8 protein-coding genes are annotated in these 10,033 nt (G+C 68.7%); 3 read left to right on the plus strand and 5 right to left on the minus strand.

The genetic code is table 11. From position 1 onward, the window contains the following. Positions 1 to 52 precede the first annotated feature (52 nt). The 5 genes from JHC79_RS19545 to JHC79_RS19565 form a co-directional block, all read right to left on the minus strand. Positions 53 to 1,135 carry an esterase-like activity of phytase family protein gene (locus tag JHC79_RS19545; protein ID WP_296393937.1) on the minus strand — a complete coding sequence of 361 codons (1,083 nt, stop codon included), beginning with the start codon at positions 1,133 to 1,135 and terminating at the stop codon, positions 53 to 55. 77 nt (positions 1,136 to 1,212) lie between these two features. Beyond that, positions 1,213 to 3,036: a phosphoenolpyruvate carboxykinase (GTP) gene (locus JHC79_RS19550; protein WP_296393938.1), complete on the minus strand. Its 1,824-nt coding sequence runs from the start codon at positions 3,034 to 3,036 to the stop codon at positions 1,213 to 1,215. Between the two features lie 147 nt (positions 3,037 to 3,183). Further along, positions 3,184 to 3,564, minus strand: coding sequence for a DUF6802 family protein (locus tag JHC79_RS19555; RefSeq protein ID WP_296393940.1), 381 nt, complete (start codon positions 3,562 to 3,564; stop codon positions 3,184 to 3,186). A 21-nt stretch (positions 3,565 to 3,585) separates the two neighbouring features. Beyond that, positions 3,586 to 4,908 (minus strand): hypothetical protein, encoded by a 1,323-nt coding sequence (locus tag JHC79_RS19560; protein ID WP_296393942.1) that lies wholly within the window; start codon positions 4,906 to 4,908, stop codon positions 3,586 to 3,588. After that, positions 4,905 to 5,798, minus strand: a complete 894-nt coding sequence (locus JHC79_RS19565) for a hypothetical protein (RefSeq protein ID WP_296393945.1) — start codon at positions 5,796 to 5,798, stop codon at positions 4,905 to 4,907. The genes JHC79_RS19560 and JHC79_RS19565 overlap by 4 nt, the downstream gene beginning before the upstream one ends. Positions 5,799 to 5,871: 73 nt before the next feature. Here JHC79_RS19565 and trmB point away from each other — a divergent pair, with 73 nt between their 5' ends. The 3 genes from trmB to JHC79_RS19580 all read left to right on the plus strand — a co-directional run. Beyond that, the gene (gene trmB / locus JHC79_RS19570; protein WP_296393955.1) at positions 5,872 to 6,585 is read left to right on the plus strand and encodes a tRNA (guanosine(46)-N7)-methyltransferase TrmB; all 714 of its coding nucleotides are present in this window, start codon (positions 5,872 to 5,874) and stop codon (positions 6,583 to 6,585) included. Positions 6,586 to 6,611: 26 nt separating this feature from the next. Next, complete coding sequence (locus JHC79_RS19575) at positions 6,612 to 7,304, plus strand: NYN domain-containing protein (RefSeq protein WP_296393957.1); 693 nt, start codon at positions 6,612 to 6,614, stop codon at positions 7,302 to 7,304. Positions 7,305 to 7,467: 163 nt separating this feature from the next. Beyond that, on the plus strand, positions 7,468 to 10,033 hold a 2,566-nt coding region (locus JHC79_RS19580; RefSeq protein WP_296393949.1), incomplete at its 3' end, for an MMPL family transporter.

A 10,033-nucleotide genomic window follows, 5' to 3' on the forward strand; every position in this document is an offset into this window, starting at 1 on the left:
CGTCGAGTGGGCGGTTGCGGACGTCGAGTGGGCGCCTGTGGACGCCGCGACGTCAGAAGGTGAGCGCCAGCGTGTGCAGCTTGGTGTGCTGCGCCGGGTTGTTGAAGTTGTCGTCGCTGATCAGGATCAGCGTGCGACGGCCACCCGAGATCGTCGGACCCCACGCCATGCCCTCGACGTTGTCGGGACGCAGCATCGGCAGCTTGGCGAAGTCGAACACCAGCCGCTTCGACATCGGCACCTCACGGCCGGACAGCTTGTTCACGCCGGTGACCGAGGTCGCGCCGCGGGTGGTGGCGACGTAGACCTTGATGGTGTTGCGGTTGGCGGCCGGGTCGAACCCGCGCTCGAGCACCAGGTAGTCGGTGCTGCTGATCGACAGGATCTCCGAGACACCGTTGGTGGCGCGGCTGCTTGCGTTCCGGGCGAGCGGGTCGGTGCGGTAGACGTACTCGCTGTTGCCGCGTGCGCCGGTGATCAACAGACGCGATCGGGTTCCGGCCGCCTTGGTGGGGTCGCCGCCGTCCTGCACCAGCGCGGACTCCGTCATCAGCGCGACCTGGCCGCTGCGGGTGACCGTCAGCCCCTCGAAGCCGTCGTTGGTCTTCAGGCCACGGCCGGGGCCGGGGCGGTAGGCCGCCGGGATCGGGATGTCACGGACGTACAGTCCGGGCGGGCTGACGACGCGGACGAACGGACGCGCGCCCTCGCTGCTGACGACGAAGTTGCCGCCCAGTTTGCGGATGCCCTCGAGGTCCATCTGGCCCGGCAGCAGCGGGATGTTGCCCGGGCCGAGGATGGTGCCGGCGTTGGTCAGCACGGGAGTCCGCGTGGCGAACTGACCGTTACCGGTGATCGGGAGCCGGAACTGGAAGTACCGGGCCGGGCCGTACTCGCCCTTGTCGTCGCTGACGGCCACGTAGTTGCCGCCACCGATGTTGTCGATGCCGGACAGCCCGCCGAAGCGGAACGGGGTCGGGACGAAGTTGTCGGGCACGGTCATCGTGTCGACGTACCGCGCCGTCGGGCCGTTTGGCGCCGCGTTCGCGGGCGCCGCGGCGATCAGTCCGGACACTGCGACGGCGCCGACGAGGCAGCCGATCTGAACACGCTGGCCGAGACGGCTGAGACCCATGGGTCGGGATGCTACCGAATCAGCGATACGCAGCGCTATCGAGTGACCACAAGCGTTACGAAGGCGACCGCGAAACGTTATGCGAGTCGCTGCTTGAGGGCGGCGAACTCGTCGGCGATGCCGGTGGGCAGCTTGTCCCCGACGAAGGAGAACCACTCCTCGATCGACGGGATCTCCTCGCGCCACTCGTCGACGTTCACCGCGAGCGCCTCGGCGACATCGTCGAGGTTCACGTCGAGTCCGTCGAGGTCGAGTGCCTCGGGCGTCGCGACGATGCCGACCGGGGTCTCCACGCCGCCGACGGTGCCCTCGATCCGCTCGACGATCCACTTCAGGACGCGGCTGTTCTCGCCGAAACCGGGCCACAGGAAGCGCTTGTCGGCGCCGCGGCGGAACCAGTTGACGTAGAAGACCTTGGGCAGCTTTGACTCGTCGGCGCTCTTGCCGAGGGAGATCCAGTGCTGCAGGTAGTCGCCGACGTTGTAGCCGAGGAACGGCAGCATGGCCATCGGGTCACGACGGATCGCGCCGACGGTGCCCTCGGCGGCGGCGGTCTGCTCGGAGCCGACGGTCGCGCCCATGAAGACGCCGTGCTGCCAGTCGCGGGCCTCGGTCACCAGCGGGACGGTCGTCTTGCGTCGTCCGCCGAACAGGATCGCCGAGATCGGGACACCCTGGGGGTCGTCCCACTCCGGGGCCATGATCGGGCACTGGGCCATCGGAACGCAGTACCGCGAGTTGGGGTGCGCGGCGGGACCGTCGGATTCCGGGGTCCAGTCCTTGCCCTGCCAGTCGATGAGGTGGTCGTGGCTGCCCTCGAGCCCCTCCCACCAGACGTCCTTGTCGTCGGTGACGGCGACGTTGGTGTACATCGTGTTGCCGGCCTTGAGGGTCTCCATAGCGTTCGGGTTCGACGACCAGTTGGTGCCGGGCGCGACGCCGAAGAAGCCGAACTCCGGGTTGACCGCGTAGAGCCTGCCGTCGTCGCCGAAGCGCATCCAGGCGATGTCGTCGCCGAGGGTCTCCGCACGCCATCCCGGGATGGTCGGCTGGATCATGGCGAGGTTGGTCTTGCCACACGCGCTCGGGAACGCCGCGGCGATGTAGTACGCCTTCTCCTCGGGGCTGATGAGCTTGAGGATGAGCATGTGCTCGGCCAGCCAGCCCTCGTCGTGCGCCATCGCCGACGCGATACGCAGCGAGTAGCACTTCTTGCCCAGCAGGGCGTTGCCGCCGTATCCCGATCCGTAGGACCAGATCTCGCGGTCCTCGGGGAAGTGGGTGATGTACTTCTCGGGGTTGCAGGGCCACGGGACGTCGGTGTCGCCGGGCTGCAGCGGCGCGCCCAGGGAGTGCAGCGCCTTGACGAAGAACTTGTCGGTGCCGAGGGTGTCGAGGACGGCGGGTCCGACGCGGGTCATGATGCGCATCGACAGCACCACGTAGGCGGAGTCGGTGATCTCGACGCCCAGCTTCGGGTCGTCGGCGCCGAGCGGGCCCATGCAGAACGGGATGACGTACATCGTGCGGCCGCGCATGCTGCCCGTGTAGAGCTCGGTCATGGTGGCGCGCATCTCGGTGGGATCGACCCAGTTGTTGGTCGGTCCGGCGTCGATCTCACGCTTGGAACAGATGAAGGTCCGGGACTCGACGCGCGCGACGTCGGCGGGGTCGGAGTTGGCGGCGAACGAGTTCGGCTGCTTCTCCTCGTTCAGCTTCGTGATGGTGCCTGCCGCGAGGAGTTCGTCGGTGAGCCGCGTCCACTCCTCGTCGCTGCCGTCGGACCACACGACCTGATCGGGCTGCGTCAGCCGAGCGACCTCGGCGACCCACTCCAACAGTTCGGTGTGCCGGGTCGGAGCGCTTCCGGGTTCCAGTCCGGGAATGGTCGCTGACGTCATGATGTGTCTCCTGGGATGGCCGACCAGCGAGCGCCGCGTATCTACCCGCCGTATGTGTTTGACCAGGTTACTGGTTGGGTGTAGCGATCCACCAATGGGGGACCGATCGAGCGATCGGGTGTGATCGGGGTCACCGGCTCGACCCGATCAGTCCAGCCTGCCGATGTCGGTGCGCACCCAGTCGCCGGTCTCGATGTCGAGTCGGCGGGACTCGAAACCCCCGTCGCTGTCCACCTCGGTGATGGCGTCGACGCGTCCGTCGTGGTCGGTGTCGGTGTAGACGGTGATCCCGCCCGGGCCGACTCGGGTGAGGGAGTCCGGGATGCCGTCGGCGTCGGAGTCGACGTCGGCGGGCCCGAGATCCCAGACGCGGTCGCCGTCGGCGATCCACAGGTTGTCGTGTAGGTCGTGGACCGGGGCCGACGCGTACAGCGGTTCGGCCGAGCCGACGTGGGTCGCGGACTCGACCCCGTGCACGGCGTCTGTCGCGGCGTCATCGGATCCGTCGAACGGTGAGCTGATGTCCATGTGTGCTGATCTCCCGTCAGGTCAGGCAGTGCCCGACGTGTTGGACGCGGCGGGGGCGATCGGGGTTCCGTCGCGTCCGCCTGCCCGGTGCGCCCGGATCTCGGCGTCGATGCGGGCGACGTCGTCGGCGATCATCCGGGCCCGTCGCTCGTAGTGCCGCATGACCTGTCCGGCGACGACCGGTTCGGTGGCGGTGACCGCCCCGACGACATCGTGTTCGATGCTCGCGCGGGACTCGCCCAGCGCGTCGGCCGACCAGGACCGCATCTGTGCCCGCAGCGCTCCGATCCGTCGCAGCCGCACCACCAGCGCGGCGACGGCCGCACCCACGATCAGGGCCAACGGCATGCTGATCCACTGCAGGGTGTGCACCCCGGCGAGCGGCGTCACGATGAGGCGGCCCAACCCGATGCCCACCGAGGCGCCGAGAAGGACCACCAGCGCGTCCTCGGCGCCACGGCGACGGCCGGTGTGCGGTCGCAGGGTGATCGGTGAGCGTTCGGGGACCGGGGCCGGACCGGGCGTCATCGGCTCGACGCCGAGCAGCGCGACCGACCGGATGCGGTCGAGGTCGTCGCGCACCACCGCATCGAGTCGGTCCCGCAGCTCGGTCACCGCCGACTCGAGCCAGTTCGCGTATCGGTCGACGTCGGAGCGCCGCAGAACGCCGGCCGCGTCCCGCGACTGCGCGCCGAGCTCGCGGATACCGGCGTCGAGTCGGGCGATGGCGTCGGACCGCACCCGGTTGAGCCCCCCTCGCAGCGCACCGAGCCGATCGGCCCGTCCGCGGTCGCGTGACCGCAGCAGACGGGCGCGGGTCGCGGCCAACGCCTCGACGGTGACCGGTGTGGTGGTGGCGGTGGACCGGCGTCGATCGATCTCGTCCGCGACAACCGACCGTGCGGCGTCGGCCCGAGCGCTGATCTGCGCCGGATCGTCGTCGGTGTGTTCGCGGATCCAGCGTGCGAGCTCGTCGACCCCGGACTCGTCGGCGGCCCCGGCGACCGCAGCGGCTCCCGACACCGCGAACACCGGGAGCGCCTCGGTGGGGTCGAGGACGCGGCGGCTGGACTTGGCGTTCGTCGGCCAGTCCCAGAACGCGTCGACCTTGCTGCAGACCACGGCGGCGACCCCGATCGACGACCGCAGCTCGTCGAGGAGGTCGCGTTCGGTTTCCCCGGCCACCGACGACGGGTCGATGACGAGCAGACCGACCACGGCCCGCGACGTGACCTCTCCGGAGTACCGCTCGACGCGCAGGCCGGGATCGACGACCTCGAGTGCGTCGATCAACGTCGCGACCCCTGATCGTCCGACACCGGCGACGACCACCCGGCCGCTCACGCGTCGACCCGGACGAATCGGGACAGGGTGTGTTCGATCTCATCGCGTGCCGTACCGCTCGCCGCGACCCGGTCGAGCAACCCGGCGACCCCGTGCAGTCGTCGCACCCGCACCGCGTCCAGCGTCTCCGCGAGCGGGGCGGTCAGAGCCGAGATCCCGCTCTGCCGGCGCAACAGGGACTCGAGGGCACCGCGGTCGAGCGGACTCCCCGCGTCGTCGGCGGCCTCGATGAGGTCGAGAGCGCTCAGGATGCCAAACTGGTCCAGGCGCCGGAGCAGACCCGTCCGCAGGGTGCGCTCGGCGCGGTCGCCGGTGATGAAGTGCGCGGCCATCGAGGGCATCGGCTCGTCGTCGCGCACCATCTGTGCCAGCAGCGCGAACTCCTCGTCGGCGAGGTCGACGGACGCCAGCAGCGGCATCACCGGATGAACCGATCGGCCCAGGTCAGCCGAGCAGGCGTGCGCGGTGTCCTCGGCGTCCTCCCACGACCCGAGGGTGTCGGCCTTGCCCAGGGCGAGAACCGTGCGCTCGGGTGGGAGTCGGCGCAGCGCGATGCGGTCGGCGGGGCGCGGCCAGCCCACCACGACATACAGCCAGACATCGGCGTCGGCGTCGTCGTCTCCGGGGCCTATCGGGGTGACCTCGAGCCGCTCGCGGATGGCCCGCGCCATGGTGTCGCGGCCGGTTCCCGAACGCCCGCGCACTGCGACCCGCAGGCGACCGTCGAGCTCGCGTGCGGCGCGGTGGAGTTCGACCACATCGGGGAAACGGCTACGCAGATCGGTCACGATCTCCGAGGCGCGATCGAGTTCGGGGCCCGACACGTCCAGCGTCACGACCGCCCCCTCCTGCGCATTCGCGCCTGCCCGGCGCCCGACCCAGCTGTGCACAATCGATCGGATACGCCACCATGTCAGGGTGGAGAACACCGACCGACCCGCCGCAACCGCCGATCCGGCACCGATGACCGCCGAGGATCTGCGGGATCGGGCTCGGCTGTATCCCCGGGTCACCAGTTTCCGGTCGCGGCGTGGATCGCTGACCCCCGCCCAGCAGCACAACTGGGAGACATTGTGGCCGATCGTCGGTCGCGACGCCACGGACACACGCCTGGATCTGGAGCAATGGTTCGGTCGCAGTGCGCCGGTGATCATGGAGATCGGATCGGGAACCGGCACCTCGACCGCCGCGATGGCGAAACTCGAACCGGAGATCGACGTGCTCGCGGTGGAGGTCTACAAGCCGGGACTCGCCCAGCTCCTCGGCTTCATCGAGCGTGAGGGCATCGACAACATCCGCATCGTGCGCGGCGACGCCGTCGTGGTGCTGCGGGAGATGGTTCCGACCGCGTTCTTCGCCGGCATCCGCATCTTCTTCCCCGACCCCTGGCCCAAGGCCCGGCACCACAAGCGTCGACTGATCCAGTCCGGCACGCTCGGACTCATCGCCGACGCGGTCGTCGACGACGGTGTTGTGCACATCGCCACCGACCACGCCGACTACGCCGAGTGGATCGCCGACGAACTCTCCGCGCAGGAGCTGTTGGTCCCGCTCGAGGGCGAGGCGCCGTTCTCGCTGGATCGACCGACCACCAAATTCGAGGGCCGCGCCGACCGTGAGGGGCGATCGGTCACCGAGTTCGTCCTCCGGCGCATCCCCAGGGCAGGAGATCTCTGATGGCCGTCGACGCAGCGTCACCGAACATGGGCGGGTACGGCACCGGGAGCCCCGAGGGGCCGGGGGTCGCCCGGACCATCTCGGGTACCAGTCCCGCGTCCCGGGTCCTGCTCGTCTGGGACGCACCCAACCTCGACATGGGCCTCGGCGCGATCCTCGGCGGACGACCCACCACCGCACACCGACCACGCTTCGACGCACTCGGGCGGTGGCTGCTCGCGCGCACCGCCGACCTGTCCGACGCCCACGAGGGTGAGGTCGAGCCCGAGGCGACCGTGTTCACCAACATCGTCCCCGGCAGCGCCGAAGTGGTCCGGCCGTGGGTCGAGGCGTTGCGTAACGTGGGCTTCGCCGTTTTCGCCAAGCCCAAGCTCGCCGACGACACCGATGTCGATTCGGACATGCTCGACCATATCGAGTTGCGCAGGCACACTGTGGGGCTGGCGGGGCTGATCGTGGCGTCGGCCGACGGTCAGGCTTTCCGGGAGCCGCTCGAGGACGTCGCAGGTGACGGCACGCCGGTCACGGTCCTGGGTTTCCGCGAGCACGCCAGCTGGGCGGTCACCTCCGACATCGTCGACTTCGTCGATCTCGAGGACATCTCCGGGGTGTTCCGGGAGCCGTTGCCGCGGATCAACCTCGATTCGCTGCCCGACGACGGCGCGTGGTTGGCCCCGTTCCGTCCGTTGACGGCGCTGCTCTCCGGCCGTCAGAACTAGCCAGGGTCCCTCGGGACCGACAATGTGGGAACGCTAAGGAGTCGCTGGCAGACGCACCGACCAGCTCGGTGAGCTGAGACAATCGGTGCGGGCACCCCCCGTGTGAGCGATCATGCGCCGCCCCGCGACGACTTCACCCACGACCTTCGAGAGGATGTAACCGGTGTTCGGAGCCATTGGCACATTCGTGTACCGGATGCGCTTCGCCGTCATCGCCGTGATGATCGTCCTGATGGGCGGTCTCGGTCTCTACGGCCTGGGTCTCGGCAAGAACCTCTCACAGAGCGGGTTCTTCGACGACGGATCGCAGTCGGTGCAGGGCTCGCAGCTCGCCGACTCCACGTTCGGACGCGATCACAAATCCGACATCGTGCTGCTGATCACGCCCCCGCCGGGGACCAAGGTCGACGACGCTGCGTTCGGTACCAAGGTCGAGAAGTTCGTCGACGAGATGATCCGCGATCACAGCGACGTCGTGGACCGCAACGATCCGGGCATCGTCGACCCGTTCGCGCCCGCGAACAACGCCGCCGCGGCGGGCGCCCGGGACCAGGTCCGCGCCCAGACCTTCGACGCCTCCCGCGAGCACGCCTTCATCAGCATCGGCGTCCGCGGCAACGACGACACCACCGTCCTCAACAACTACAAGAAACTCGAACCGGCCTTCGACAACATCGACGGGCGCTATGACCTGGCCGGGGCGAAATTCCAGCTCGCCGGTCTGCAGCCGATCGCCAACGCGATCTCCAACGGCACGGCCGAGGACACGACGCGCGCCGAGGTCATCGCGTTGCCGCTGGTCGCGTTGATGCTGTTCTTCATCTTCGGCGGTGTCGTGGCCGCGGTGCTGCCGGTCATCATCGGCGGCCTCACCATCGCAGGCGCCACGGGCATCCTCAACGCCCTGGCCCAGACCACCGAGGTCAACTTCTTCGCCCAGCCGGTCATCTCGCTGATCGGTCTGGGCATAGCGATCGACTACGGGCTGTTCATCGTCAGCAGGTTCCGAGAAGAGTTGGCGGAGGGTTATCCGCCGAAACTCGCAGTGAAACGGACCGTGATGACCGCCGGTCAGACGGTCGTGTTCTCGGCGACGATCATCGTCGCGGCCCTGGCGTGTCTGCTCATCTTCCCGCAGGGATTCCTCAAGTCGGTCGCCTACGGTGCGATCTGCGCGGTGAGCCTCGCGGCACTGCTCTCGGTGACGGTGTTGCCGGGCATCCTCGGCATCCTCGGACCTCGCATCGACATGCTGGGGTTCAAGTTCCTGCGCCGCACCAAGACCAAGAAGGAGATCGAGGACGGCTTCTGGGGCAAGCTCGCCGGGTGGGTCATGCGCCATCCGCTCAAGACCGCCATACCGACGGTCCTGCTGCTCCTCGTGCTCATCATCCCGTTCAGCAACATCTCGTTCGGCGGCATCACCGAGAAGTACCTGCCACCGGGCAACGACTTCCGCAGCGCGCAGCAGGACTTCGACCGCATCTTCCCGACGCAGCGCACCGAGGACATCAAACTCGTCATCCGCTACGACGAGAACAACAGCGACGACGGCACGAAACTGCAGACCATCGCCGACGAAGCCAACAAGATCCCCGGCTTCACCAAGCAGTTCAGCCTCGAGAGTGCCCAGGGCGCCCAGACCGGCAGCATCGAGGGCACGAACACCGGCGTCATCCAGATGTCGGCGGGCCTGATCGACCGCAACACCGCAGGCGACGCGGTCAAGGCCCTGCGGGGCATCGACACCCAGGGCCTCACGATGTACGTGGCCGGTACGCCGGCGCTCACCCAGGACTCCATCGACGCCCTGCTCGACGACCTGCCCCTGATGGCGGTGATGTTGATCGTGGTGACCTTCCTGCTGATGTTCCTGCAGTTCGGGTCGGTGGTGTTGCCGATCAAGGCGGCACTGATGTCGGCGCTGGGTCTGGGCTCCACGCTCGGCGTGCTCACCTGGATCTTCATCGACGGACACGGTTCGTCTCTGTTCAACTTCACCCCGGGACCGCTGATGTCGGCGGTGCTCGTCCTGATCATCGCGATCATCTACGGGCTGTCGACGGACTACGAGGTGTTCCTGCTCTCCCGGATGGTGGAGGCGAGACAGAAGGGCGCGACGACCACCGAGGCGATTCGCAGCGGCACCGCGCACACCGGCCGCATCATCACCGCGGCCGCCGCGATCCTCGTGGTGGTGGTCGGGGCCTTCGGGTTCTCGGAGATCGTGATGATGAAGTACATCGCGTTCGGCATCATCGCGGCACTGATCCTCGACGCCACGGTCATCCGCATGTTGCTGGTGCCCGCGATCATGAAGCTCCTCGGTGACGACTGCTGGTGGGCGCCGAAGTGGATGCAGGCCGTCCAGCGCAAGATCGGCCTCGGCGAGACGGTCCTGGACGACGAGCCCGGACGCGCGAGCATCCCCGGGTCGAGTCGCGACGCGGGAACCGTCGTCGCGCAGGTCCCCACGATGGCGATGGCCACATCCGATCGCGGTGCCGGGACCCGTCCCGCCGCATCACGTCCGGCCGGTCCGGAGCGGGCCGCACCGGACCGTGTCCCGCCGCGCGAGGGCCGACCGCTGCCGCCGCGACCCACCGTGGGTCGGGGTGGTCCGGGATCGCGTGACCAGTCGCCGCACGACGGCCCGGTGCGTCCGAGCGTGCGTCGGGTCGACGCCGAGGCACCCTCCGGTCCCCGACGTCCGCCGCCCCCGCCGGACT

It is taken from the genome of Williamsia sp., assembly GCF_016462415.1.
GTDB lineage: Bacteria > Actinomycetota > Actinomycetes > Mycobacteriales > Mycobacteriaceae > Williamsia_A.

Excerpts from the sequence above, each read along its gene's own strand:
- JHC79_RS19545 (WP_296393937.1), bottom strand. The coding sequence starts at position 1,135 with ATGGGTCTCAGCCGTCTCGGCCAGCGTGTTCAGATCGGCTGCCTCGTC.
- JHC79_RS19550 (WP_296393938.1), bottom strand. The coding sequence starts at position 3,036 with ATGACGTCAGCGACCATTCCCGGACTGGAACCCGGAAGCGCTCCGACC.
- JHC79_RS19555 (WP_296393940.1), bottom strand. The coding sequence starts at position 3,564 with ATGGACATCAGCTCACCGTTCGACGGATCCGATGACGCCGCGACAGAC.
- trmB (WP_296393955.1), top strand. The coding sequence starts at position 5,872 with ATGACCGCCGAGGATCTGCGGGATCGGGCTCGGCTGTATCCCCGGGTC.
- JHC79_RS19575 (WP_296393957.1), top strand. The coding sequence starts at position 6,612 with ATGGGCGGGTACGGCACCGGGAGCCCCGAGGGGCCGGGGGTCGCCCGG.